This is a genomic window from Acinetobacter sp. UC24323 (assembly GCF_024151445.1).
Taxonomy (GTDB): domain Bacteria; phylum Pseudomonadota; class Gammaproteobacteria; order Pseudomonadales; family Moraxellaceae; genus Acinetobacter; species Acinetobacter baumannii.
The window spans coordinates 108,751-133,686 of sequence record NZ_JAHIBY010000010.1 but is presented as its reverse complement, the minus strand read 5'-3'; the positions used below and the strand labels follow the sequence as shown (position 1 = coordinate 133,686).

22 protein-coding genes and 2 pseudogenes are annotated in these 24,936 nt (G+C 39.0%); 17 read left to right on the top strand and 7 right to left on the bottom strand.

Features of this window, described 5'->3' with window-relative positions; genetic code table 11:
* Window positions 1-22 precede the first annotated feature (22 nt).
* The 5 genes and pseudogenes from KNQ97_RS14545 (at window position 23) to KNQ97_RS14525 (ending at window position 3,249) form a co-directional block, all read left to right on the top strand.
* A complete protein-coding gene (locus KNQ97_RS14545; RefSeq protein ID WP_253612402.1) occupies window positions 23-1,024 on the top strand; it encodes an RHS repeat domain-containing protein in 1,002 nt (333 codons plus the stop codon).
* Window positions 1,017-1,478 carry a hypothetical protein gene (locus KNQ97_RS14540; protein ID WP_253612388.1) on the top strand — a complete coding sequence of 154 codons (462 nt, stop codon included), beginning with the start codon at window positions 1,017-1,019 and terminating at the stop codon, window positions 1,476-1,478. The genes KNQ97_RS14545 and KNQ97_RS14540 overlap by 8 nt, the downstream gene beginning before the upstream one ends.
* 120 nt (window positions 1,479-1,598) lie before the next feature.
* The gene (locus tag KNQ97_RS14535) at window positions 1,599-1,904 is read left to right on the top strand and encodes a hypothetical protein (protein ID WP_253612387.1); all 306 of its coding nucleotides are present in this window, start codon (window positions 1,599-1,601) and stop codon (window positions 1,902-1,904) included.
* Between the two features lie 32 nt (window positions 1,905-1,936).
* Window positions 1,937-2,629 (top strand): annotated as a pseudogene (locus KNQ97_RS14530) (RHS repeat-associated core domain-containing protein); the annotation flags it as partial.
* Window positions 2,630-3,003: 374 nt separating this feature from the next.
* Window positions 3,004-3,249, top strand: a complete 246-nt coding sequence (locus KNQ97_RS14525; RefSeq protein WP_216117416.1) for a hypothetical protein — start codon at window positions 3,004-3,006, stop codon at window positions 3,247-3,249.
* 681 nt (window positions 3,250-3,930) lie between these two features.
* On the opposite strand, the pseudogene KNQ97_RS14520 reads toward KNQ97_RS14525, so the two are convergent.
* A pseudogene (locus tag KNQ97_RS14520) lies at window positions 3,931-4,035 on the bottom strand (Darcynin 1); the annotation flags it as partial.
* Between the two features lie 310 nt (window positions 4,036-4,345).
* Between KNQ97_RS14520 and KNQ97_RS14515 the strand changes: the two are divergent.
* Window positions 4,346-4,873, top strand: coding sequence for a hypothetical protein (locus KNQ97_RS14515; RefSeq protein ID WP_253612386.1), 528 nt, complete (start codon window positions 4,346-4,348; stop codon window positions 4,871-4,873).
* Between the two features lie 77 nt (window positions 4,874-4,950).
* Window positions 4,951-5,490, top strand: coding sequence for a hypothetical protein (locus tag KNQ97_RS14510; protein WP_005111976.1), 540 nt, complete (start codon window positions 4,951-4,953; stop codon window positions 5,488-5,490).
* A gap of 177 nt (window positions 5,491-5,667) precedes the next feature.
* Here KNQ97_RS14510 and KNQ97_RS14505 read toward each other — a convergent pair whose 3' ends face one another.
* The 4 genes from KNQ97_RS14505 to KNQ97_RS14490 all read right to left on the bottom strand — a co-directional run bounded on the left by KNQ97_RS14505 (window position 5,668) and on the right by KNQ97_RS14490 (window position 11,007).
* Window positions 5,668-6,447 (bottom strand): tetratricopeptide repeat protein, encoded by a 780-nt coding sequence (locus KNQ97_RS14505; RefSeq protein WP_004842275.1) that lies wholly within the window; start codon window positions 6,445-6,447, stop codon window positions 5,668-5,670.
* 114 nt (window positions 6,448-6,561) lie between these two features.
* Entirely contained in the window at window positions 6,562-7,845 is a 1,284-nt protein-coding gene (locus tag KNQ97_RS14500) for a ribonucleotide-diphosphate reductase subunit beta (protein ID WP_000025827.1), read from the bottom strand.
* A gap of 137 nt (window positions 7,846-7,982) precedes the next feature.
* Window positions 7,983-8,117, bottom strand: coding sequence for a hypothetical protein (locus tag KNQ97_RS14495; protein ID WP_000465010.1), 135 nt, complete (start codon window positions 8,115-8,117; stop codon window positions 7,983-7,985).
* A 55-nt stretch (window positions 8,118-8,172) separates the two neighbouring features.
* The gene (locus tag KNQ97_RS14490; RefSeq protein ID WP_000111541.1) at window positions 8,173-11,007 is read right to left on the bottom strand and encodes a ribonucleoside-diphosphate reductase subunit alpha; all 2,835 of its coding nucleotides are present in this window, start codon (window positions 11,005-11,007) and stop codon (window positions 8,173-8,175) included.
* Between the two features lie 329 nt (window positions 11,008-11,336).
* Here KNQ97_RS14490 and KNQ97_RS14485 point away from each other — a divergent pair, with 329 nt between their 5' ends.
* The 3 genes from KNQ97_RS14485 to bfmS are packed head-to-tail and all read left to right on the top strand — an operon-like array spanning window position 11,337 to window position 13,938.
* Entirely contained in the window at window positions 11,337-11,543 is a 207-nt protein-coding gene (locus KNQ97_RS14485) for a hypothetical protein (protein WP_000143214.1), read from the top strand.
* Window positions 11,540-12,256, top strand: coding sequence for a response regulator transcription factor BfmR (gene bfmR, locus KNQ97_RS14480; RefSeq protein ID WP_000076440.1), 717 nt, complete (start codon window positions 11,540-11,542; stop codon window positions 12,254-12,256). The genes KNQ97_RS14485 and bfmR overlap by 4 nt, the downstream gene beginning before the upstream one ends.
* A gap of 32 nt (window positions 12,257-12,288) precedes the next feature.
* Window positions 12,289-13,938: a sensor histidine kinase BfmS gene (gene bfmS / locus KNQ97_RS14475; RefSeq protein WP_005129536.1), complete on the top strand. Its 1,650-nt coding sequence runs from the start codon at window positions 12,289-12,291 to the stop codon at window positions 13,936-13,938.
* A 22-nt stretch (window positions 13,939-13,960) separates the two neighbouring features.
* On the opposite strand, the gene KNQ97_RS14470 is transcribed toward bfmS, so the two are convergent.
* Window positions 13,961-14,314 (bottom strand): hypothetical protein, encoded by a 354-nt coding sequence (locus KNQ97_RS14470; protein WP_001047854.1) that lies wholly within the window; start codon window positions 14,312-14,314, stop codon window positions 13,961-13,963.
* Window positions 14,315-14,406: 92 nt separating this feature from the next.
* Complete coding sequence (locus tag KNQ97_RS14465) at window positions 14,407-15,828, bottom strand: sensor domain-containing diguanylate cyclase (protein WP_001147032.1); 1,422 nt, start codon at window positions 15,826-15,828, stop codon at window positions 14,407-14,409.
* A gap of 427 nt (window positions 15,829-16,255) precedes the next feature.
* On the opposite strand from KNQ97_RS14465, the gene ndhC reads away from it, so the two are divergent.
* The 7 genes from ndhC to nuoH all read left to right on the top strand — a co-directional run bounded on the left by ndhC (window position 16,256) and on the right by nuoH (window position 24,930).
* A complete protein-coding gene (gene ndhC / locus KNQ97_RS14460; RefSeq protein ID WP_001274550.1) occupies window positions 16,256-16,807 on the top strand; it encodes an NADH-quinone oxidoreductase subunit A in 552 nt (183 codons plus the stop codon).
* 6 nt (window positions 16,808-16,813) lie between these two features.
* Window positions 16,814-17,491 (top strand): NADH-quinone oxidoreductase subunit B family protein, encoded by a 678-nt coding sequence (locus tag KNQ97_RS14455; RefSeq protein WP_000878003.1) that lies wholly within the window; start codon window positions 16,814-16,816, stop codon window positions 17,489-17,491.
* Window positions 17,492-17,575: 84 nt separating this feature from the next.
* Window positions 17,576-19,363 carry an NADH-quinone oxidoreductase subunit C/D gene (gene nuoC / locus KNQ97_RS14450; protein ID WP_000852150.1) on the top strand — a complete coding sequence of 596 codons (1,788 nt, stop codon included), beginning with the start codon at window positions 17,576-17,578 and terminating at the stop codon, window positions 19,361-19,363.
* Between the two features lie 13 nt (window positions 19,364-19,376).
* The gene (nuoE, locus tag KNQ97_RS14445) at window positions 19,377-19,886 is read left to right on the top strand and encodes an NADH-quinone oxidoreductase subunit NuoE (RefSeq protein ID WP_000973142.1); all 510 of its coding nucleotides are present in this window, start codon (window positions 19,377-19,379) and stop codon (window positions 19,884-19,886) included.
* Window positions 19,883-21,214 (top strand): NADH-quinone oxidoreductase subunit NuoF, encoded by a 1,332-nt coding sequence (gene nuoF / locus KNQ97_RS14440; RefSeq protein WP_001091095.1) that lies wholly within the window; start codon window positions 19,883-19,885, stop codon window positions 21,212-21,214. The genes nuoE and nuoF overlap by 4 nt, the downstream gene beginning before the upstream one ends.
* An 11-nt stretch (window positions 21,215-21,225) precedes the next feature.
* Window positions 21,226-23,910, top strand: coding sequence for an NADH-quinone oxidoreductase subunit NuoG (nuoG, locus tag KNQ97_RS14435; RefSeq protein WP_000190957.1), 2,685 nt, complete (start codon window positions 21,226-21,228; stop codon window positions 23,908-23,910).
* Window positions 23,911-23,913: 3 nt separating this feature from the next.
* Window positions 23,914-24,930 (top strand): NADH-quinone oxidoreductase subunit NuoH, encoded by a 1,017-nt coding sequence (gene nuoH, locus KNQ97_RS14430; protein WP_001070989.1) that lies wholly within the window; start codon window positions 23,914-23,916, stop codon window positions 24,928-24,930.
* Window positions 24,931-24,936: the final 6 nt, after the last annotated feature.

Here is a 24,936-nt window from a genome sequence, read left to right as displayed (position 1 = left end):
GAAAACAATAATGAAAAGTGAAATGAAAAATAACGATATGTATTCAAAGAAAATATGGTCATCTGCTATTCAGTTGGTGCTATTGAGCTTAATTTTACTTCTTAGTCAGCTCACGCTGGCTAAGGACAGGATTCAATATCATATCCAGAACTTTGATGGATCAACCTTAAAGGTCATCAATGAACAAGGTATTGTTAGCCAGTCGTATCAATATGCACCCTTTGGGCAACAGTTACAGTTAAAGAAACCGAGTAACCTAAAAAATCCTCAAGCATTTGTAGGGGGAGTACAAGATGCGAATGATCTGGTTTACTTAAAGCAAAGGCACTATAACCCAGTATTAGGACGGTTTTATCAGCCCGACCCAGTTACATTTATCAGTGGTGGGCATGGACAAATCAACCGTTATCATTATGGTGTCAATGATCCGTTTACTTATAGTGATAAGAATGGATTAGAGTTTAGTATAATTAATGATAATTATTTTATTCAAAATCATGAAAAGAATTTTGTAGATTTTACAAACTTCTCGGCAGGGGTTGGAGATACTTTATTTCTAGGTGTGCCAGTTTATCTGAGAAATACATGGGATATAGGTAATATTGATCAAAACTCTTCAGCTTATTCTTTTGGTGAATATGTTGGTATAGGCTTATCGTTTTATTCTGGAGGAGCTGCAGGCTGGAAAGCTGCTGGAACCAAGGCTAGTGGACTTGAATTTTCTCATTGGATACCAAATCGATTTGTAAATGCAAAGCAAATTGAAAATAGAATCACATTTCTAGATAATGATTTTGGTAAATGGCTATCTAAGAGTGGTAATAAGTGGAATGGGAATTATGTTTCAAAAGAATCCCATGCCTTATCTGATCCATATAGATATAGAACGATGCCAAGATCATTTAAGGACTTAAATCCACCTCAATCTATATTATTCCAACAATATAATAGAATACCACTCGTTTATAAAGGGTCTATTGTGGGTGGTGCTTATGGAATAGCAGGAGCAAATTTAAATGATTAACTGGTTAAAGAAAAAATGGTATGGTTTGAATGAAATAAATAATCTTGAGAGGTTAGTTTTAAATGCAGTTAGAGAAAAAATAGAACCGGAAGCTAGAATACTTTGGGATAAACAAATTGATAAAATTAATAAAGTTTCTAGATTGCCGCACGGAGTGGAAAGTATCTTCTATCATATAAATTTAAAAACGGGAAAACCAGACTTTGATGATAATATTAGGTTTCCTAATAAAAAGTCAGATTTACTTTTAGCAGTAGTTCGGCTTAAGTTCCGAACAGATGAAATTGAAATAGAAGTTTGGTGTGAAAGAGGACGAGTACTACTTCTAAATTTTAAAGGTAGCGCATATTATTGGATAAACTATCTGGAAAATGAATCGGCTAATGAGAAAGTAATAACTAACTGTAAAGTTATAGCTGATCTAATGAGTGTTAGTTCATCCGAATCGGATTAGGGAGTGGTGCTTGTTTAGAATTATTTAGCAAAAATATCATTCATTTTAAAGAATTTTCAATGAGGCATATTATTACCTCCTTATAGAAATCTTACTCCAATTTTAGAAAGGAAATAAATAATGGATATTTCAATGGATTATTTTAAAAAAAATATTTTTCCTAAAATTAAAGAAAATTATACAGTAACTTTTTCTAATGCTACAGAGGGAGAGGTAATGGGTTTTGGTAATTTAGAGAGGGTTGAAATAGAGGGGAATAATATTTTAGGGGGAATCGAATTTTGGAGTTCTGGGTGGTTAAGTATCCATTTAATTAATATAGAACGTGATGAAGAAATATTAAATTCGTTAATTTCTCCTGATGATTCTAAGAGAAAAAATAAATTATTGGAAGATTTTGAAAAAAAATTAATAGAATTTAAGTGATTAAATAAGATGTATGAATTTTATTTTAGATAATGAAGGTTAAATATCCTATTATAAAAATAGGATATTTTAATAAGGTGGTTTTAAGTAATGAGAAAAATGCTAATAATTTTACAGTGCAAATATTGATATTATTATCATTTTTAGTCCTTAGTTAGCTCGCGCTGGCGAAGGACAGGATTCAATACCATATCCAGAACTTTGATGGGTCGACATTAAAAGTTATCAATGAACAAGGTATTGTTAGCCAGTCGTATCAATATGCACCCTTTGGGCAACAGTTACAGTTAAAGAAACCGAGTAACCTAAAAAATCCTCAAGCATTTGTAGGGGGAGTACAAGATGCGAATGATCTGGTTTACTTAAAGCAAAGGCACTATAACCCAGTATTAGGACGGTTTTATCAGCCCGACCCAGTTACATTTATCAGTGGTGGGCATGGACAAATCAATCCATATCAATATGGATGGAATGATAGTTATACATATAGAGATATAACAGGAACAACTGTCACCGAGGCTTTCGGTGGACTACTTGTTGAAAGTTGGTATGCAGTAACAGGGCAACCATATAACTACTCTAATGTAAAGGATGCTCTTTTTAATGGTTATAATGGAACTGGTTGGGAGGCTACAACTTCAATCTTTTCAGATTGCTTAAATTTTTGTACTTTGGGTGTAAGTGGTGCCGCAGTTAATGGAGTAAAGTTTGGTATAAATGAGCAAGAATATTTGCAGCATCAACAAAGTTTGCATTGCCAGAAATTAATATAATAAGCCGAGGAGCAGAGAGTAGTCTTCAAGGGGCAAAGTTAACTACATATTATACCCAATTTGAGAAATATGGGGCAGGTGGAGTAAAAGAGTTAACTGATGGGCGTTTTAGATTTTATGGCGAATTCATCCTGCAAAAAAATCAGGTGAAATGATGGGAGCTAGATTGGTAAGAGAGTGGAATCCATCTACTAATTTATCAAGGACTTGGTATGAAAAATTGGATCATGCAGGGAGAATTCGTAGTGTTGCTCCCAAACCAGTATTAGAACCTTTCAACCATAGAATATTCGATGTAAATGGAAAATATGTAGGGCGAAGATAAAGTGACTTTAAATGATGAATTATTATTAAAATTAAATAGCTTATGTAATGGAGCTGAGAGTAGGGAAAATATTGCTGAATGGGCTTTTTCTATGCTTAATGATAGTGATTTAGTAACTGATCAAGTAGTTCGGGATATTCTAGTAAGGATGGGGGCTGTTGACATTATTGATGTAAGCAATAAAGATGAATACCTGTATACACTTGAGGATTTTAATGAGTGGATAAAGCTTCTGAGAAATAAATAAACTATTATTTCTATATTTACTTTATTAAATTTATATAATTTAAGACATACTGCTGTAAGAATATCTAACTAGAGCTATTCTATAAACTCTTTAGAAATAATGATTAGTGGTGGGGATAATGGCTGTTTTGGACAATATCCTTTTATAACTAGACTAGATTTAAGAAAATGATATGAGTTGATATAAATGGAAAAAGCTTATGACTAAACTATTTTACTCTATTTTTGAGTCTAACATTTTGCTCCACTGTATTTGCAAATAGCCCTTTCCCACAAACTAAGGTTGGAAAATTAGTTGTTCATGATAGTGGTTCATATGTAATTGTAGTGCTTAAAAGTCCAGTAGCAACTGGTGAGGGGTGTACATCTTCAAATGAAATAAAACTAAATGCAAACCATCCGCTATTTAAAATTATGTATGCAACGCTTTTATCAGCGCTCCATAGTCAAACACTTATAGAGGGATGGGTGAATGGTTGCGATGGTAGAGAACCAATTTTAACTCATTTAGATATATCCAAATAACAGATCAATAAAATTTGTTTAAAAATATCTTTAGGCATAAAACTTAGTTTCAGCTATCTCAAGCTAGAACGATTTATTTTTTTTAATTTAAAGAATTTAATAATAATGACCAGAATAGCTACTGGTCGTGCAAAACTAAAAATATTCTCCACAACCTCTATAAAGAACCTTCATACTCCACGTAACCATCTTCAATGGCTGGAATAATCTCTACAAACTCAAAGTAGGGCACTGTACAGAACTCAGAGTCTCGAATCGCATCTTCCTAAGGTCCACAAAAATACCGATAAGATGTTCTACATCAGCGAATATGCCAATCATTGTGCCTGCAATCTTATCAATCCCTCCATTGATCAAACCTGTTTTTAGCTTTTGGTGCTTTGTAGAACATCAATACATCACTGATATCAGTAGATCAAAAGTTTAAATGTTTTATTTTTGACCTACGGTGACTATACTTAAGGTCATTCAATAAAATTTTATTTTCATACTAATATTTAGCCGCTAAGGGTATATGAAATATATTTATATATTAATTTGAGAATCTTTATTTTGGTTAGGATATATTAATAATGAAATTATTTATAAAAATTATTTTATCCTTATTAGCTATTTTTCTTATTCTATTAGTTGTAACCTCATCTTTTAATTTGAAATTAGAAGTTTTTAAATTATTTCATCCTGATTGGGTTGAAGTAAAAGGTTATAAAATTTTAGATTACAAGATTTACTGCTCAAGTAAACCTTGGCGACGAGGAATGGATAGGAATGCTCGTGGAGATATAAAGTATCAATATACGTATCGAAATGCCACTTATACATCAGAAAGAGAAGATTTTTTGGTTGTATATAGATTATTTATTTCTGAAAACTGTGATGAGATGAAAGGTCAGAACATATCTATATTTAATGAAATAAAGAAAAATAATGAAATAAAAATTTTTATTTCACCAGACACAAAGAAATCGAAAATATTAATAACCAAAAAGGGTTTATCATTTAGAAACTCTTGGGTGATAAATCTTATGTTGGAAATCCAACTAATAATTTTAGTATTAATTGGTTTAATTATATATCTTACTGTCACATCTAAAAAATAATAGAGGACTAATTTGCATGTTAATAGTATATAATTATCAGTCAATTGCTAAAAATTAATCTATTATAGTTTTGAGTTATGAATAAATTTTTCTATAGTAGTCTCTATCTTGTATTGTTTTTACTTGTTTTAATTTTTTTATGCACAAGTATTCCTGCTGCTAAGTTAAAAATCTTTAATGTAACTCATCCAACTTGGGTGCGGCTAGAAAAATTTCAGATCTTAAATTATGAAATTAAGTGCTCAAGCCCTTGGGGACGAGGCGGGGATAAAATGGCAAATCTAGCAGTTTCATATCAATATAATTATGGAAATAAAAGCTATTTTCAACAAGACCAAGTTTTTTTTAGAGTATATAAAACATATATTTTTGAACGTTGTGATTCTTTTAAAGAAAAGAATAAACAGCTTTTTAATAAGGCTGTAAAAGATCATACAATAAAATTATTTATAAATAAGAACTCCCCTAATAAAGCTAAGTTATTTCTTTCAAATAAAGAATTTAACTATAGATTATCTTGGTTAAGTATTTTCTTTTCAGAAATACAAGGAATTCTATTAACCTTACTTGTGGTAATTACAATTTATACTGTTTATATTATATTTTTGAGAAGATGATTTTGTAAGTGGTTTTTATTTAGAAAAATTAAAAGAAGTTTATATTTAAGGAAATAAAAGTAATTCAAAATAAATTTTTTCTGATCATTAAAAGTGTTGTTAATAAAAATAGATTTAATATTCAGAGTGTACCGATTAATAAATCTATTTTTATATAATTTTTAATTTTATTGTAATTTAATGAAATTGTTGTAAAGCTTCTTTTGCTGGTTCATATCCATTGTCGGCAGCTTTTTGGAACCAAAATTTAGCTTTTTCATAATCCGAAAAAACATTAGCATACATATAGGCTAGATTATTTTGAGCTTCAGGTACGCCTTTTTCTGCTACTTTTATATATAGCTCTAAAGCTTTTTCATTATCTTGTTTAACAAGAGTACCATCAGAATAAATATTTGCTAAATTATATTGAGCTTCAGAAAGATTTTGATCTGCAGCTTTCTTATATAATTCTAGCGCTAAATTAATATCTTTTTTTATTCCATTCCCTGAAAGATAAGCATTTGCTAAATTATATTGAGCTTTAGCATATCCTTGATCAGAAGATAATTTATAAAATTCTAAAGCTTTTGATCTATCTTTATTTACATAATAGCCATTATCGTACATCAAACCCAAATTATATTGAGCTTCTGGAAAGTTGTTTTTAGCAGCTTTCTCATACCAATAGTAAGCTTTTTCTTCATTTTTCGGAGTGCCTATTCCTTTGGAATACATTCCTGCTAAATCATTTTGTGCAATAGGTAAGCCTTTTTCAGCTGCCATTTGGAAATAAGAAAAAGCTTTTTGATAGTCTTTAGGAGCATCTTTACCTAAGAAATATTTACCGCCTTGTTCATATAATTGGCTTGCTTCACTTTGAGTTTTATTTTGTTGGGGAATAGGTTCTGAGCAGCCTGCACTACCTAATAAAAATACACTTATGAGGCTAGAAATCATTAAATACTTTAAATTCATAATATATCTCTTATAAGCTAATCTGGTTCAATTTAATACTAATAATTATAAAAAATCCGACATAGAGTCGGATTTTTTATAGTCTCAAATTACTTTGAGTAAGAACGCTTCAACTTACCAGCTTAACGCACCACCAGTTTGGTAGTCAGTTACGCGAGTTTCAAAGAAGTTCTTCTCTTTACGTAAGTCCATCATCTCCGACATCCACGCAAATGGGTTAGTTACACCAGCAAATTGCTCTGGTAAACCTAACTGAGATAAACGACGGTTACAGATGAATTTCAAATATTCTTCCATCATGCTTGCGTTCATACCCAATACACCACGTGGCATTGTGTCACGTGCATATTCGATTTCAAGCATTGTACCTTCAAGAATCATTTGAATTACTTCTTGTTGGAACTCGGCAGTCCAAAGGTGAGGGTTCTCAATCTTGATTTGGTTAATCATGTCGATACCAAAGTTCAAGTGCATAGACTCATCACGCAAGATGTATTGGAACTGCTCAGCAACACCATTCATCTTGTTACGGCGACCCATACTCAAAATTTGAGTAAAGCCACAGTAGAAGAAGATCCCTTCAAGAACACAGTAGAACGCGATCAAGTTACGAAGTAAACGTTGGTCGTTTTCAGGCGTACCTGTGTGGAAAGTAGGGTCACTTAACGATTGAGTGTACTTCAAGCCCCAAGCTGCTTTACGCGCAACCGATGGAATCTCGCGGTACATGTTGAAGACTTCGCCTTCATCCATACCTAAAGATTCGATACAGTATTGGTAAGCGTGAGTGTGAATTGCTTCTTCAAACGCTTGACGCAAAATGTACTGACGGCATTCAGGGTTCGTGATGTGACGGTAAATTGCCAATACGAGGTTATTCGCAACCAAAGAGTCCGCAGTCGAGAAGAAACCTAAAGAACGCATAACGATCGTACGCTCATCTTCAGTTAAGCCATTTTCAGACTTCCAAAGTGCGATATCGTGGTTCATGTTCACTTCTTGAGGCATCCAGTGGTTTGCACAACCATCTAGATATTTTTGCCAAGCCCACTCATATTTAAATGGAACAAGCTGGTTCAAGTCGGCGCGACAGTTAATCATGGCTTTGTCGTCAACCTGAACGCGTTGCGCGCCCATTTCTAACTCTTCAAGGCCAGGAGCAACATCCAAATGTTCTAAGGCTTCAGATGCTCGAGCCATTGAATCGGTTGGATTTGTTGATCGCACGGAATGGGTTCCAGTGGATTGTGGAGCTGCCACGCTCTGCGATGATGGCTGCGCAGCAGATACATTCTGCGAATCAGGCGTTTTTTCCGGGTTGACGGGCGCAGACTTGTGTTCAGGTGCAGCCGGTTTTTGCGAATCATCTTCAAAATCGTCCCAACTAAGGATAGACATTGTTGTTCTCTCTTCGTTGTATATATCTATGTTCGACATCTCTAAACGAAGATGTCACTACTATACGCTCATAATGTGTAAACAAAATTAAGTTTTATTGATGTATGACCAAATTTTGGGCCTTTGGTCCATTATCCCTACAACTTATTTTGCTTACGCTGTTGTTTACGAATTTTAAAAAAGGCGTAAACCATAGGCGTATAAAAGAAAATAAAGGCAAAGATTAAGATTCCAACACCAAGCATATAGTTATGGCTGAGATGAAAAAACATAATCTTTACCTCGTTTAAAGTTGCTCTTTTTGTTAAAGAGCAACTTTATTGAATGTTATTGGCAAGCTTCGCAATCTGGGTTGTCGATTGAACAAGCCATAGGAACCGGAGCTGCTTGAGTAAAGCCGTCTTCTTCAACTGCTTCAGGCTTCTTCGCTTCTACCACTGGAGCTGCCACAGGTGCTGCTGCTTCTACAGTTGCAGGTTTAACCGCGTTTAACGCACCTGTGTTAATTGTAGATTTTTCAGCAGATGTTGCGCCTAACGCACGGAGGTAATAAGTCGTCTTAAGACCACGTAACCATGCCATCTTATAAGTGATGTCAAGTTTCTTACCGTTTGCACCAGAGATGTAAAGGTTAAGAGATTGTGCTTGATCAATCCATTTTTGGCGGCGTGATGCAGCATCAACAATCCAGCGTGGCTCAACTTCAAACGCAGTTGCAAAGATTGCTTTTAATTCTTCAGGAATACGAGCAATTTTTTGTACTGAACCTTCAAAGTGTTTGAGGTCATTGACCATCACTGTGTCCCAAAGACCACGTTCTTTTAATGCACGAACAAGGTAAGGGTTAATTACAGTGAACTCACCAGACAAGTTAGATTTCACATATAAGTTTTGGAATGTTGGCTCAATAGACTGAGAAACACCACAAATGTTCGAAATGGTTGCAGTTGGAGCAATCGCCATTACGTTTGAGTTACGCATACCGTCTTTTTGAACTTTGGCACGTAAACTGTCCCAATCTAAACGTTGAGTACGGTCAACTTCAAACATACGTTCTGGACGAGATTTCGCAACAATTTCTAAAGAGTCGATTGGAAGGATGCCTTGATCCCACAATGAACCCTTAAATGTTGAGTAAGCACCACGTTCAACAGCCAAGTCACTTGAAGTTTGGATTGCATAGTAGCTAATCACTTCCATTGACTCGTCAGCAAAGTTCACAGCTTCATCAGAACCGTAAGCCATACCCATTTCGTAAAGTGCATCTTGGAAGCCCATGATACCCATACCAACAGGGCGGTGTTTCAAGTTAGAGTTCTTCGCTTGTGGTACAGCGTAGTAGTTAATGTCGATAACGTTATCGAGCATACGAACTGCTGTTTTAACAGTACGCGCTAACTTCTCACGGTCTAATACGCCACCTTTAACGTGTTGAACAAGGTTGATCGAACCTAAGTTACATACCGCAATTTCGTCTTGGTTGGTGTTTAACGTAATTTCAGTACATAGGTTAGATGAGTGAACTACGCCAACGTGTTGTTGTGGTGAACGTAAGTTACAAACATCTTTAAACGTGATCCAAGGGTGACCAGTTTCGAACAACATAGAAAGCATTTTGCGCCATAAGTCTTTCGCACGTACTTTCTTGTGCAACATGTTCTGTTCTTTCGCAACAGACTCATAGTATGCATAGCGTTCAGCAAACTCAGCACCAGTTAAATCGTGTAGGTCTGGAGTTTCAGACGGAGTGAATAGTGTCCATTCGCCATCTTCAAACACACGTTGCATAAATAGGTCAGGAACCCAGTTTGCAGTGTTCATGTCGTGAGTACGACGACGGTCATCACCTGTGTTTTTACGAAGTTCTAAGAATTCTTCGATGTCTAAGTGCCAAGTTTCTAAGTACGCACATACCGCACCTTTACGCTTACCACCTTGGTTTACCGCAACGGCTGTATCGTTCGCAACTTTAAGGAACGGAACAACACCCTGAGATTTACCGTTTGTACCTTTAATATAAGAGTTCAAGGCACGTACAGGTGTCCAGTCATTACCTAAACCACCTGCCCATTTAGAGAGCATCGCGTTGTCACGCATTGCACCATAAATATCATAAAGGTCATCGCCAATCGTTGTTAAGTAACAGCTTGAAAGCTGTGGACGTAATGTACCTGAGTTAAACAGGGTAGGCGTAGAGGCCATGTAGTCAAAGCTAGACAACAAGTTATAGAATTCGATTGCACGCTCTTCTTTGTCTTGCTCATTAAGTGCAAGACCCATTGACACACGCATGAAGAATAATTGTGGTAATTCGAAGCGAACGCCATTTGAATGGATGAAGTAACGGTCAAATAGAGTCTGTAAACCTAAGTAGGTAAACTGGTTAGAACGTTCCGGTTGAATCGCTGCTGCTAGTTTTTCTAGATCGAACTTAAGCAAGTCCGGTGAAAGCAAATCAAGCTCTACACCTTTTTTCAAGAATGCTTCAAGTGCATTGTTTTCAGCTGTATCGGCCGGTAAACCTAAGAATGCTAAGCCAGTGCTTACCAACTCATCACGAAGCAAACGTGCAGTTACGTATGTATAGTTAGGTTCTTGTTCAATACGTGTACGTGTTGCCATCATCATGGTGGTAGCAATATCGCTTTCTTTTACGCCGTTATATAAGTTTTTAACGGTTTCATCGATAATTGCTTGAACATCAATACCTTCTAAGCCTTCAGCAGCTCGATTTACAGTTGCTTGCAGTGCACTTAAATCAAGTGGTTGAAGCTGACCGTTTGCATCGGTAACTTGCAAGGTAGGGTGATGATTAGAATTTGTGTCTTTACGGGCACTTGCGCGTTGATCGCGATAGATAACGTAAGCACGAGCGACTTTGTGCTCCCCAGTACGCATCAGTGCAAGTTCAACTTGATCTTGAATCTCTTCAATATGAATGGTACCGCCAGAAGGTAAACGGCGAGTGAAAGTGTTCAGTACCATTTCCGTCAGTTGGGTAATACGGTCGTGAATACGGCTCGAATCCGCACTTTGTTGACCTTCCACAGCAAGAAAAGCTTTACCAATCGCAACAGAAATTTTCTCTGCATCAAATGCAGCAACATCTCCGGTGCGTTTAATCACCTGAATTTGACCGGGAGTCGAAGTAATTACGCTCATGCCAGCATAGCTCCATTGTCACTTTTGTTATGTTCATAGACCGTTTGAACCGAGCAAAAAACATGCCACGATATTTGAGGGATAAACACAAGACTTAGTAGTTAAAGTTTATTTTCAACACAAGATACGGGATTTTTTACGGTAGATCAATCTTGACTTTTTAGTAATTTTTTATCTGTATGATTTGTCGGGAGATAGCATACCAAAGCTGTGAAAAAACACTTATAGATAACTTTGTGGATAACTCAAAAAACAAACACTTGAGTGAATTTAAATTTAGTGAAGAAATAATTTGTTTAATATTCATACATAGGAAATATGAATAGATTATGACATTTAAGAACAATAAACAGATAATAAAAATACCTGAAAATTCAAAGATTAATAAAATGCAACAAAACATGGTTGTCATGTATCAGTTTGGTGAACGCCTACTTGTTTACAATGTAAACGTGTGTATATTGCAAATGATAAACGAATGTATCTGCAAGATTTTTAAGATACATGTAATGAGATTTATAGGGGCAATGATATGAGCCAAGAAGAAAAGTTACCAAAGATTCTGATCGTTGAAGACGACGAGCGTTTAGCGCGATTAACTCAAGAATATTTAATCCGTAACGGTTTGGAAGTTGGTGTAGAAACCGATGGTAACCGTGCAATTCGTCGTATTATTAGTGAGCAACCGGATCTTGTGGTCTTGGATGTCATGTTGCCGGGTGCAGATGGTTTAACCGTTTGTCGTGAAGTTCGCCCACACTATCATCAACCAATCTTAATGTTGACTGCACGTACTGAAGATATGGATCAGGTACTTGGTCTGGAAATGGGTGCAGACGATTATGTCGCGAAACCAGTTCAACCACGTGTATTATTAGCGCGTATTCGTGCTTTGTTACGCCGTACGGATAAAACTGTTGAAGATGAAGTTGCTCAACGTATTGAGTTTGACGACCTCGTCATCGACAATGGTGGCCGTTCGGTAACGTTGAACGGTGAGCTTGTTGACTTTACAAGTGCTGAATATGACTTGTTATGGTTGCTTGCATCAAACGCTGGCCGTATTTTATCGCGTGAAGATATCTTCGAACGTTTACGTGGTATCGAATACGATGGTCAAGACCGTTCAATTGACGTACGTATTTCACGTATTCGTCCAAAAATTGGCGATGATCCTGAAAATCCAAAACGTATTAAAACTGTACGTAGTAAAGGTTACTTGTTTGTTAAAGAAACCAATGGATTGTAAAATCTGATTAAACTTCCTATAAGGTTGGTCGAGTGTTTAAACACAGTATATTCCTGCGAATATATGCGGGGCTGGTAATTCTTGTTGTTTTGGTGGCTGTTTTTGGGTATTTACTGGTACAAATTATCAACTACCAACGCGCACAAGAATACCGAGAATCTTTAACTGATGGTATTTCTTATGTCATTAGTGAAGGAGTCGCTCGACAACCTGGGAAGCAGCAAAAAATAGATTGGATTTCTGACGCATCTGATTTGCTCGAACTTCCAATTTATTATACCGATGCAAGTAAGGTTGAGCTGTCTCGTACCGAGAAAAAGCGGATCGAAGCACAAAAATCTGTAGTTCGTTACGATGCAAGCAATAGCATTGCATATGTCATTATTGGCTTGCGTGACGACCCACAACATTACCTATCTATAAAAGTCGACAAAATCACTGAACGCCAAATGAAGGCTCTTCCTATTTTTGTGCTCGACTATTTAATGTTTTATCCGGGGCAGGAACAAGAATATCTTGCCAAGATTGAAAAGCATTTCTCATATCCGATCAATATTCAAAACATCCAAGATGTAAATCTGGACTCTGAACAGATTGGACGTTTGCGCCAAGACCAAAGTGTCATGTTGTACAAAGATAGTGCAACAGTGCGCGGTACAACCATTTCGATTGTGTCTCCAATACCGAATCATCCTGCGCAGGTGTTAGTGCTGGGTCCGGTTCCAATGTTTAACTGGATGCCTTTACAGCTTTCGGCGGGTATTACTTTATTTAGCTTGTTTTTATTAAGTCTAGGCGTTTACGGTTTGATTTTACCGTTAGAGCGCAAAATCCGACAGGTGCGTTATGCATTAAACCGTATGAAATCGGGTGATTTGTCACTGCGTGTTCCTATTGAAGGAAGCGACGAAATGGCAAACTTGGCTTCAAGTTATAACAATATGTCTGACCATATTCAGCGTTTGATTGAGGCTCAACGTGAGTTAATGAGAGCAGTATCTCATGAGCTGAGAACGCCTGTAGCACGTATTCGCTTTGGTACAGAAATGTTAGCCGAAGAAGATGATTACAATCATCGTATGCATCAGGTCGACATGATTGATAAAGATATTGAAGCACTCAATACCTTAATTGATGAAATTATGACTTATGCAAAACTAGAGCAGGGTACACCTTCATTAGACTTTGCAGAAATTGTACTTTTTGAAGTGTTGGATCAGGTTGCAGTTGAAACTGAGGCTTTAAAAACACAGAAAGAAATTGAACTTATTCCACCGCCTTTATATGTGAAAGTAGATGCAGAGCGTCGTTACCTTCACCGTGTCGTGCAAAATCTGGTAGGTAATGCAGTCCGTTATTGTGATAACAAAGTTCGGATTACGGGCGGTATTCATAGTGATGGCATGGCTTTTGTCTGTGTCGAAGACGACGGACCGGGTATTCCTGAGCAAGACCGCAAACGTGTATTCGAAGCCTTTGCCCGTTTAGATGACAGTCGTACACGCGCATCTGGCGGTTATGGTTTGGGTCTCTCTATCGTAAGTCGTATTGCTTACTGGTTTGGTGGGGAAATTAAGGTAGATGAAAGTCCAAGTTTGGGAGGCGCACGCTTTATTATGACTTGGCCAGCACATCGCTTTAAACAACCGCCATTAAAGAGCAATAAAAAAGCACCTGCATAAGGTGCTTTTTTTATTGGTTCATTTATAACTGAGTTGCATCAGGTTCCAAAATAGGTTTGCCGCTTCTCAGGCTATTGAGTGCATCTATATTAAAGTCAATCAAGAGCGAATTATTTTTAGCATCAATTTGATATTTTTGAATAAGAGGCTGATCCCCATTCAAAGTCTCAACTCTATATGAGTCTGCAATATGTAGAATGCCTTCTAGATTTGTTGTGGTTGATGCGAAATCTTGCCTAAAAATTTCATAGACATCTCGCAAGTCAAAAATGGCATTATCTGCATCTGGGTGTTTATGAATATAGCTTTCTATATGTCGCACCAGTAATTGTGCAAACAAGTAATAGTCTGGTTTATGCGTATATTCTAGATTCATGCATTTTTCTCCTTATTATCTGTTATTAGCATACATGGCAAAACAGAAGATATTGTATAAAATTCATTACACTAGATGATGACTTGGAAATATTACAAAGAAATAAAAACTCTATTACGCCCTTGGCGCTTTGCTTGATAGAGTGCATCGTCTGCTTCTTTAAACAAACTTTCAATAGAACGGTGATAGCTTGGAGAATATAAGCTAATACCAATACTTACCTGCACAAAGATGGGTAATTTGCCATATACATAAATCGGTTGCTGACTAATTTGAATGCGTATTCTTTCCGCGAGTTCAAAGGCAGCTTCTCTGGTGGTATCCGGAATAAAAATTGCGAATTCTTCTCCACCAAAACGTCCTAGTAAGTCATGAGGATGTAAAATATTTTGTATGGTCGTTACACAGGTCTGTAAGGCTCTATCCCCAATTAAGTGGCCATAACTATCATTCACTTTTTTAAAATGATCGACGTCCAACATAAAAAATGCAGAGGTCTTATTTTCCTTTTGTACTTTTTCTTGGAGTAGGCGGACTGACTGTAAAAATTGGCGTCGAGTTAAACTTGAGGTGAGTTCATCATGGGCAATTGCATGTTGTAACTTCTGAATTAATTCAGAATGGAGTGCGCTAATACTGGAAACGGTAAGTGGTGCAACCGTCATCATGATCAGCCCTATACGTATAGAAATGGTATTGCCTAAATAGTCTTGCGGATACAGTAATAAATAATGCCCTGAGACATGATAAATAATATATGCACTGGTAAAGGATGTAATGAGAGCAACAATAATGGGTTTATAGCGGATAGCGCACCAGATTAATGCGGCGATGGGGTAGAGTAGGGAACCTGGACCCGAGTCGTAATAACTCACTCCTATCGAAATTAAAACAGCGAATAAAGGCAAAAAATCAATCGCTTTGATATATATACGATTACCCTTAAGGTGGTTTTTTATTTTAAGGTAAGGGGGGATGTTTAAAATAATGGGCAACAACAATAAAGCATTTTGAAGCTCTGATGTAACCCAATAACCAAATTCGGCCCAAAAACTACCAATCATAAATTTGGTGTTAAACATAGGCACAAAAGTTGCTGCAAACAAAGCACCGGTTATGCTGCCAATCCCGCATAGTGCGAATAAGAGTAAATAAGAATAGCCTTGATAAGCTGCTTTTATATGGCGATTAAACAATATTGCGAGTGCTAAAGTCGTTACTACATACAGGTAGTTGGATATCGTTAAAATAAGGGTGAGAAAAAGAGGTGTGCCATTAACTAAATCGGCAATCATGTAACCGGTAAAAGCACCAGCAAAACTACCTATTTGGCGAGTTTGTGGAAAACGAAGCAATAGGCCTAGAAATACCGAATTAGCAGGCCAGAAAAAAGCAAGAAAACTAAGAGGGCGAGATGCAATTCCAATAAAGCAACATAGCGTAATAATGATGGTAAATAAGAGAAAAAATTTCAGGGAGGTAGAAAATGAAAATTCACGAAGTGAGTATGGCATCAGCTGCCCTTAATGATAAACACTCTTATCCAAGAGTAATAAAATATTAATGCATGATTAAACATTCATCATAATTCAGAGGGGAAGATGAATACAATAAAAAACCGATTAATATTATAAAAAAGTAAGGTGTTTAATTTGACCGATTGAGCAATTGTGCAAATAATATTAAAAATCAGAAAATGAAAAAAATCATTACAAGTGCGAAAACTATCAAATAAACCGATTATAAGCGGTGAAACCCCCTCTACAAGACATAGATGATTACTTTTGATTGGAAAATCATCCAAAAGACTAAGACGCTTCAACTAGCAAGGGAAATTAGAAATCAGGTACAATTGGCGGGATTAATTTTGTGTTTGGTGTATTTGAAGGCCAATACATACATTCTTTGTTAAATAATAGGCCTGCCAGGAGTTATCCCCGCATGAGTGCCATTACTCCATACGACTGGGCGATTATCGCCTTCGTGATCGGCGTTACATTTCTTTGCGTCTTTATGCTCACAGTTCCCTTACTCCTCGGGGGAAAATCGTGGGGACGTGCTAAGCAAGAGCAGTTTGAATCAGGTGTCGTGAGTGCTGGTGGCGCTCGCATTCGCCTGTCTGCAAAGTTCTATCTAGTTGCAATTTTCTTCGTTGTTTTCGACTTAGAGGCACTTTACCTCTATGCATGGTCTACTTCGGTGCGTGAAGTAGGATGGTTGGGTTATACCACTGTCGTAATCTTTGTCGTTGACCTATTAATTGCGCTTGTTTATGCCTTCTCTGTAGGTGCTTTAAGTTGGGCACCGGCAGATCGCCGTAAATTAGCAGGTGAGAAGATTAAAGTCGGTTCACCAACAATGAACATTGCTGAAATTACACGCTTTAACTCTATTGAAGAGCTCGTAACTGACCCTACAGGCCAGATTCCAGCCCAATCATCAGGTCGTGTTAAGTCAAAAACTACACCTGCATTGTCATCTGAAAAGGAGTAAGTCGGGATGAAATATACTCTGACCCGCGCGAATCCGGATGCTGATCAATATCCATTGCAAGATCGTCAAATTGTGACAGATCCACTTGAAGAGGAAGTGAATAAAAACGTATTCATGACTCGTTTAGAGGATGTCTTGCATACAGCAGTAAACTGGGGACGTAAAAACTCTTTGTGGCCATTTAACTTTGGTACATCATGTTGTTACGTTGAATATGCAACGACTTTAACAGGCGTGCATGACTTGTCCCGTTTCGGTGCAGAGGTTATTCGTGCTTCACCTCGTCAGGCTGACTTGATGATTGTTGCAGGTACCTGCTTTGTAAAAATGGCTCCGGTTATCCAACGTTTGTATGAACAAATGTTAGAACCTAAATGGGTTATTTCAATGGGTGCTTGTGCAAACTCTGGAGGTATGTACGACATCTATTCAGTAGTACAAGGTGTAGACAAAATTATTCCTGTTGACGTGTACGTCCCAGGTTGTCCGCCTCGTCCTGAAGCATTAATCCAAGCATTAATGCTTTTACAAGACCAGATTCAATTAGAGCGACGCCCGCTTTCTGCCGTGATTGGTGATGATCTTCAGCCAGTGTATAAGCCAAAGATGATGCCAGAACGTGATCGTAAGAATGCGCAGCGTATTGCCGTTAAAAACTTACGCTCTATGGATGAGATTAAATAATTTTTTGACGGTGTTTTGACATATCTAACCGATATGTTCATCGAGAAAATTGACAGAATTTGTATTAAATAGGAAGCCAAGCCAATGGCTGAAACTGACATTGCTATGCCAGAATCAACACCAGTTGATTCACGCCCAGCATTTGCAATCGTAGAAGAGCTCAAAACCAAATTTGGTGAGAACTTTTATGTGCAGGCGACTTTTGAAGAGTTTCCAACAGTCTGGGTTGAGCGCGCACGCGTGCAAGAAGTCCTCATGTTCCTGCGTAAAGTGGAACGTCCTTATGTAATGCTGTTTGACTTATCAGCGATGGATGAGCGTTTACGTCAACATCGTGATGGTTTGCCAGCATCTGACTTCACTGTGTTCTATCATTTATTATCGCTTGAGCGTAATAGTGACATTCGTATCAAGGTTGCCTTGAACGAAAACGATCTTAACCTCCCGACAGCGACAAATATCTGGCCAAATGCCAACTGGTATGAACGTGAAGCTTACGATATGTTCGGTATCAATTTCGAAGGGCATCCAATGCTTCGTCGTATCTTGTTACCAACTTATTGGGAAGGTCACCCGCTTCGTAAAGAATATTCAGCACGTGCGACAGAATATACGCCGTACATGCAAGACAAAGCGAAGCAAGATTTCGAACAGGAACACTTACGCTTTGTACCAGAAGACTGGGGTCTTAAGCGTGGTAACGCTGACGAAGACTTCATGTTCTTGAACTTGGGTCCTAACCATCCATCTGCGCACGGTGCATTCCGTATTGTATTGCAGTTAGACGGTGAAGAAGTGAAGGACTGTGTTCCTGATATCGGTTATCACCACCGCGGTGTGGAAAAGATGGCTGAGCGTCAAACATGGCACTCTTTCATTCCTTATACTGACCGTGTTGACTACTTGGGTGGTTGTGCGCAAAACATGCCATATGTCATGGCTGTTGAGCAGCTTGCTGGAATTAAAGTTCCTGAGCGTGCACAAGTGATCCGTGTCATGTTGAACGAATTGTTCCGTATTAATAACCACTTACTTTACTGTGGTACGGCAATTCAGGATGCCGGTGGTATGACACCAGTATTCTATATGTTCGCAGACCGTCAAAAAGTATACGACATCGTTGAAGCAATTACGGGTTACCGTATGCACCCAGCATGGTTCCGTATTGGTGGTACAGCACATGACCTTCCAAACAACTGGCAAAAACTTGTTAAAGAGTTGCTAGATTGGATGCCAAAACGTTTGAACGAATACTACACAGCTGCATTTAAAAACTCTGTGTTTATTGGCCGTACACGTAATGTTGCTCAATACGATGCCAAATCTGCGCTTGCATGGGGTGTAACTGGTACTGGTTTACGTGCAACAGGTATTGATTTCGACGTTCGTAAATATCGTCCATACAGTGGCTATGAAAACTTCGACTTCGAAGTTCCGGTTGAGTATGAAGGCGATGCGTACGCTCGTGTACTTGTTCACTTCCGTGAAATTGAACAATCACTCAAAATTATCAAACAGTGTTTGGATAACATGCCTTCTGGTCCATATAAAGCGGATCACCCATTGGCTGTTCCACCACCAAAAGATAAGACGTTACAAGATATTGAAACTTTGATTACGCACTTCTTGAGCGTGTCATGGGGTCCTGTCATGCCTGCTGGTGAAGCGTCATTCATGACTGAAGTTGTGAAAGGTGCAAGTACTTATTACTTGACTTCGGATAAGGCAACGATGAGTTATCGTACTCGTATCCGTACACCGACGTTTACTCACTTACAGCAAATTCCTTCAGTGATTAACGGCAGTTTAGTATCTGACTTAATCATTTATCTGGCGACCATTGACGTGGTTATGGCTGACGTGGATCGCTAAGAGGTAACGCAAAATGATGATTCTGACTGATAAAAAACCACGTGTGAATGTTGAAGGGATTTTGACTGCTGAAGAAATCCACGAAATTGAACATCACATTGGTCACTATCCATACCCACGTGCAGCTTCTTTAGATGCATTAAAGTGCGTACAGCGCCGTAATGGCTGGGTAGATGATGCTCAAATGAACGCCATCGCACAATTATTAACGATCAGTGTTGCAGATTTGGAAGGTGTAGCAACGTTCTACAACCGTATCTATCGCCAACCTGTAGGTCGCCACGTAATTTTGCTTTGTGACTCAATTGCTTGCTTCTTGATGGGTGCTGAAACACTTGCTGAAGCATTCCAACGCGAATTAGGTATTCAGTTTGGTCAAACGACACAAGATGGTCGTTTTACGCTGCTTCCAATTTGCTGTCTAGGCAACTGTGACAAAGGCCCAACGTTAATGATTGATGAAGATACTCACGGTTTAGTAGAAGTGACATCAATCAAACAGTTATTGGAGAAGTATGTATGAATACTGAACCAAAACCAATTTATGGCGACGGTAATCCGGAAACTCATCCACTGACTTGGCGTTTAAGCAAACAAGAATCGGTACGTAGTGCTGACGATTACGAAGCACTTGAAGGTTATGCCGGCTTTAAAAAAGCATTAGGTATGAAACCTGCTGAAGTGCTTGAGGTCATTAAAGCTGCAACTGTAAAAGGTCGTGGTGGTGCAGGCTTCCCTGCAGGGATCAAATGGTCTCTTATGGCGCCAAATGATGGCGGTCCACGTTACTTGATCTGTAACGCCGATGAGATGGAACCAGGTACCTTTAAAGACCGTTTGTTGATGGAAAAACTTCCTCACCAATTGATCGAAGGTATGTTGATTGCAGGTTATACCCTAGAAGCAACTCAGGGTTATATCTTTATTCGTGGTGAATATATCGAGGCTGCACAATACCTAAATGAAGCGCTTGAGCAAATCCGCGCTAAAGGTTACTTAGGTGACAATATTTTAGGTTCTGGCTGGAACTTCGAGTTACACGTGCACACTGGTGCAGGTCGTTATATTTGTGGTGAAGAAACTGCATTGATTAACTCACTTGAAGGTCGCCGTGCTAACCCACGTACTAAACCACCATTCCCGCAAGTTGCTGGTGCATGGGGTCGCCCAACGATTGTGAACAACGTTGAAACTTATAACAACTTGCCAGCAATCATGCTTCGTGGTCCAGAATGGTATATCGGTTTATCAGCAGGTAAATCAAAAGATCCGGGCACAAAGATTTATGGTGCGTCAGGTAAAGTAAAATTCCCTGGTCTTTGGGAACTACCATTTGGTACGACTGCACGTGAAGTAATCGAAGAACATGCTGGTGGTATGCGTGATGGCTTGAAGCTTAAAGCATGGTTACCAGGCGGTGCGTCTACTGACTTTTTACCGGCAGATACCATTGATTTACCAATGGATGCTGAAACCATTATGAAAGCAGGTTCGCGTTTAGGAACATGTTTATTAATGGTGGTAGACGAGACCCAATGTATGGTGTCGTTGACCCGTAATCTGGAAGAATTCTTTGCGCGTGAATCATGTGGCTGGTGTACACCTTGCCGTGATGGTTTGCCATGGGCTGTTAAAGCGCTTAAAGCACTTGAGACAGGTGAAGGTAAGAAAGAGGATATCGACCACTTACAAGAACTTACTCGTAAATTGTGGATTGGTAAGACTTTCTGTGCCCACGCACCAGGTGCGATGGAGCCGCTTATGGGCGCACTCAAACATTTCCGTAGCGAGTTTGAAGCGAAAGTGACTGATCGTCCTGTCGTGCAAACTAGCAACGTAGAACAAGCTTAAGGGATTCGACTATGGCTACAATTCATGTCGATGGAAAATCGTACGAAGTCAATGGATCAGAAAACTTGCTACAAGCATGTTTATCCCTTGGCATTGATATTCCGTATTTTTGTTGGCACCCATCCTTAGGTTCTGTTGGTTCATGTCGTCAATGTGCCGTAACTCAGTATGCAAATCCTGAAGATACGCGCGGACGTCTTGTGATGTCATGTATGACACCAGCATCTGACAATACCTATATTTCGATTGAAGACAAAGAAGCAGTAGATTTCCGTGAATCTATTGTTGAGTTCTTAATGACCAATCACCCACACGACTGTCCAGTGTGTGAAGAGGGTGGTCACTGTCATTTACAAGATATGACTGTAATGACAGGTCACGACCGTCGTCGCTATCGTTTTACTAAGCGTACACATTACAACCAAGAACTAGGCTCATTCATTGCACATGAAATGAACCGTTGTATTGCTTGTTATCGTTGTGTTCGTTACTACAAAGATTATGCAGGCGGTACAGACTTTGGTGTATATGCCAATGCATCACGTGTTTACTTTGGTCGTCCAGAATCAGGTACTTTAGAGTCTGAATTCTCTGGTAACTTGACTGAAGTATGTCCAACTGGTGTATTTACCGATAAGACTCATTCAGAGCGCTATAACCGTAAATGGGATATGCAATATGCACCAAGCGTGTGTCATGGCTGTTCTTCAGGTTGTAACATCTCTCCGGGTGAGCGTTATGGCGAAATCCGTCGTGTAGAAAACCGTTTCAATGGTTCGGTTAACCAATACTTCCTTTGTGACAAAGGCCGTTTTGGCACAGGTTATGTAAACCGTGCAGATCGTCCACGTCAACCTCAATTCCGTAATGGCGAAACAGTAGCAACTGTTTCTGTTGACCAAGCGTTGGACCAAACAATTGCGAAACTTGAAGGTAAAAAAGTTCTAGGTATTGGTTCGCCACGTGCAAGCTTAGAATCAAATTACGCATTGCGTGAACTAGTGGGCCAAGCAAACTACTCAACAGGTGTTGCACAAAAAGAGCAAAGCCTCGTTGAACTTGCTGCTTCAATCATGCAAACAGAGGGTATTTACAACCCGAACATGCGTGAAATTGAAAGCTACGATGCAGTATTAATATTGGGTGAAGATTTAACTCAAACTGCTCCACGTATGGCATTGTCAGTTCGTCAAGCTGCAAAAAACAAAGCTCGCGAAATGGCTGCAAAAACACGTACACCGGACTGGTTGGCTGAGCCTGTACAACGTATTGGTCAGGAAGCGAAATCTCCGATCTATATCTTGGCTGCAACTCAAACTCGTCTTGCAGATGTTGCGACAGGTGAAGTTGTTGCATCTCCAAATGATATTGCGCGTTTAGGTTTTGCAGTTGCTGCGGCAGTTAAAGGTGAAACAGTTAATGGTTTAGATGAAGATGCAAAAGCATTTGCTCAAACTATTGCCGACACTTTAAAAGCAGCAAACAAACCGTTAATTATTGCGGGTACGAGCTTGCAAGATGCTTCAATTATGGAAGCGGCAGCAGAGTTAACGCAAAACCTTGGCTCAAAAGCTGGTTTAAGCCTTGTTGTTCCTGAAGTGAACTCTATGGGCTTGGCATTATTTGGTGGCTTAAGCCTTGAACAAGCATTTGCTCAAGACTACGACACACTTGTTATTGTTGAAAATGACTTATTCCGTCGTTTACCGGCCGCTCAAGTTAAAGCAGCACTTGATAAAGCTGAAACAGTAATCGTGCTTGACCACAGTGAAACTGAAACTGTGAAACAGGCTGATATTGTACTTTCAGCAGCAAGCTTTGCTGAAGGTGATGGTACTGTCGTAAGCCAAGAAGGTCGTGCACAACGCTTCTACCAAGTTTACGATCCAAGCTACTACAAACCTGAATACGCGATTAAAGAATCTTGGCGTTGGTTGCATGCCATTGAAACTGGCCTTAAAGGCAAGCCAATTGATTGGACAGTACTTGACGACGTAATCGAAACAATCGTGAAGAACGTTCCAGTACTTGAAGCAATTCAAGATGTTGCGCCAGACGCTGGCTACCGTGTACATGGTTTGAAAATTGCTCGTGAACCACGTCGTTATTCTGGTCGTACAGCAATGCGTGCGCCTTTATCGGTTCATGAACCTAAACAACCGACAGATCCAGACTCAGCATTAACATTCTCTATGGAAGGTTATGTAGGTCCGCAAAAAGCTTCTTCGCTTGTACCATTTGCGTGGGCACCAGGTTGGAACTCTCCACAATCTTGGAACAAATACCAAGATGAAGTGGGTGGTCACTTAAAAGGTGGTGATTCAGGCGTTCGTTTATTCGACCGTTTAGCAAAACGTCCAGCACGTAGCTATGTCGCTCCAACAGCTGTAGTTGCAAATCCTGAAAGCTTCCGTCTTGTACCAATGCACCATATCTTTGGTTCTGGTGAATTCACAATTAAAACACCTGCAATGGAAACTCGTATTCCTGAAGCTGTATTTGCTGTGGGCGAACAAGACGCAACACGTTTGAATCTACAAGAAGGCCAACGTATTACAGTAAAAGCAGGCGAAACAACTGTGAGCTTACCTGTACAAGTAATCGAATATTTACCTACAGGTTATATTGGTTACCCAGTTGGTTTAGCTCCGACAGTATCTTTAGCTGAACCTGTTTCAGTGGCATTAGGAGTGTAATTCATGAATCAAGAAATTATACGTCAAACGCCACTTTGGGCTGAGAACTGGCCAATTGCTTACGCTGTTGTTCAAGCAGTTGTGATTTTGCTTGTTGTTGTTCTTGTTGCAGCGTTGATGTCTTTCATTGAGCGTCGTTTGCTTGCTTGGTGGCAAGACCGTTATGGTCCAAACCGTGTTGGTCCTGGTGGTATGTTCCAGATCGTTGCCGACATGCTTAAGATCATGTTCAAAGAAGACTGGACACCAAAATTTGCTGATAAATTAACTTTCCGTTTAGCTCCGGCAGTTGCGATGGCAACTGCGGTGCTTTCGTTCATGGTTATTCCTGTAAGCCCTGCATTGGGTGTTGCGGACATGAGCATCGGTTTGTTGTTCTTTATGGCAATGGCTGGTATTGCGGTTTATGCAGTGTTATTCGGTGGTTGGTCATCAAATAACAAATATTCATTACTCGGTGGTTTGCGTTCAGCTGCTCAAACAATTTCTTATGAAGTGTTCTTGGGTATCTCGCTAATGGGTGTGGTTGCAATCGCTGGTTCATTTAACCTTCGTGAAATTGTTGAAGCTCAACGTGATGTTTGGTTCATCATTCCACAGTTCTTAGGTTTCTTGATTTTCGTTGTTGCAGGTGTTGCGGTAACTCACCGTCACCCATTTGACCAACCTGAAGCAGAACAAGAATTGGCCGAAGGTTACCATGTTGAATATGGCGGTATGAAATGGGGTATGTTCTTCGTTGCTGAATATGTAAACGTTGTACTTATCTCTGCATTGATCGTGACTTTATTCTTTGGTGGCTGGTTAGCTCCATTTAATTTAGAAATTCCATTTGTTCCACCAGTGTTCTGGTTTGTGATTAAAACAGCATTCTTCGTAATGATGTTTGTATTGGCACGTGGTTCTTTAATGCGTCCACGTTACGACCAAGTCATGAACTTCGGTTGGAAAATTTGTTTGCCGCTGGCGTTGGTTAACCTATTGGTAACTGGTGCTGTGATTCTGATGAATCAGGCCTAAGACAGC

Excerpts from the sequence above, each read along its gene's own strand:
- KNQ97_RS14545 (WP_253612402.1), top strand. The coding sequence starts at position 23 with ATGAAAAATAACGATATGTATTCAAAGAAAATATGGTCATCTGCTATT.
- KNQ97_RS14540 (WP_253612388.1), top strand. The coding sequence starts at position 1,017 with ATGATTAACTGGTTAAAGAAAAAATGGTATGGTTTGAATGAAATAAAT.
- KNQ97_RS14535 (WP_253612387.1), top strand. The coding sequence starts at position 1,599 with ATGGATATTTCAATGGATTATTTTAAAAAAAATATTTTTCCTAAAATT.
- KNQ97_RS14515 (WP_253612386.1), top strand. The coding sequence starts at position 4,346 with ATGAAATTATTTATAAAAATTATTTTATCCTTATTAGCTATTTTTCTT.
- KNQ97_RS14510 (WP_005111976.1), top strand. The coding sequence starts at position 4,951 with ATGAATAAATTTTTCTATAGTAGTCTCTATCTTGTATTGTTTTTACTT.
- KNQ97_RS14505 (WP_004842275.1), bottom strand. The coding sequence starts at position 6,447 with ATGAATTTAAAGTATTTAATGATTTCTAGCCTCATAAGTGTATTTTTA.
- KNQ97_RS14500 (WP_000025827.1), bottom strand. The coding sequence starts at position 7,845 with ATGTCTATCCTTAGTTGGGACGATTTTGAAGATGATTCGCAAAAACCG.
- KNQ97_RS14495 (WP_000465010.1), bottom strand. The coding sequence starts at position 8,117 with ATGTTTTTTCATCTCAGCCATAACTATATGCTTGGTGTTGGAATCTTA.
- KNQ97_RS14490 (WP_000111541.1), bottom strand. The coding sequence starts at position 11,007 with ATGAGCGTAATTACTTCGACTCCCGGTCAAATTCAGGTGATTAAACGC.
- KNQ97_RS14485 (WP_000143214.1), top strand. The coding sequence starts at position 11,337 with ATGACATTTAAGAACAATAAACAGATAATAAAAATACCTGAAAATTCA.
- bfmR (WP_000076440.1), top strand. The coding sequence starts at position 11,540 with ATGAGCCAAGAAGAAAAGTTACCAAAGATTCTGATCGTTGAAGACGAC.
- KNQ97_RS14470 (WP_001047854.1), bottom strand. The coding sequence starts at position 14,314 with ATGAATCTAGAATATACGCATAAACCAGACTATTACTTGTTTGCACAA.
- KNQ97_RS14465 (WP_001147032.1), bottom strand. The coding sequence starts at position 15,828 with ATGCCATACTCACTTCGTGAATTTTCATTTTCTACCTCCCTGAAATTT.
- ndhC (WP_001274550.1), top strand. The coding sequence starts at position 16,256 with ATGAGTGCCATTACTCCATACGACTGGGCGATTATCGCCTTCGTGATC.
- KNQ97_RS14455 (WP_000878003.1), top strand. The coding sequence starts at position 16,814 with ATGAAATATACTCTGACCCGCGCGAATCCGGATGCTGATCAATATCCA.
- nuoC (WP_000852150.1), top strand. The coding sequence starts at position 17,576 with ATGGCTGAAACTGACATTGCTATGCCAGAATCAACACCAGTTGATTCA.
- nuoE (WP_000973142.1), top strand. The coding sequence starts at position 19,377 with ATGATGATTCTGACTGATAAAAAACCACGTGTGAATGTTGAAGGGATT.
- nuoF (WP_001091095.1), top strand. The coding sequence starts at position 19,883 with ATGAATACTGAACCAAAACCAATTTATGGCGACGGTAATCCGGAAACT.
- nuoG (WP_000190957.1), top strand. The coding sequence starts at position 21,226 with ATGGCTACAATTCATGTCGATGGAAAATCGTACGAAGTCAATGGATCA.
- nuoH (WP_001070989.1), top strand. The coding sequence starts at position 23,914 with ATGAATCAAGAAATTATACGTCAAACGCCACTTTGGGCTGAGAACTGG.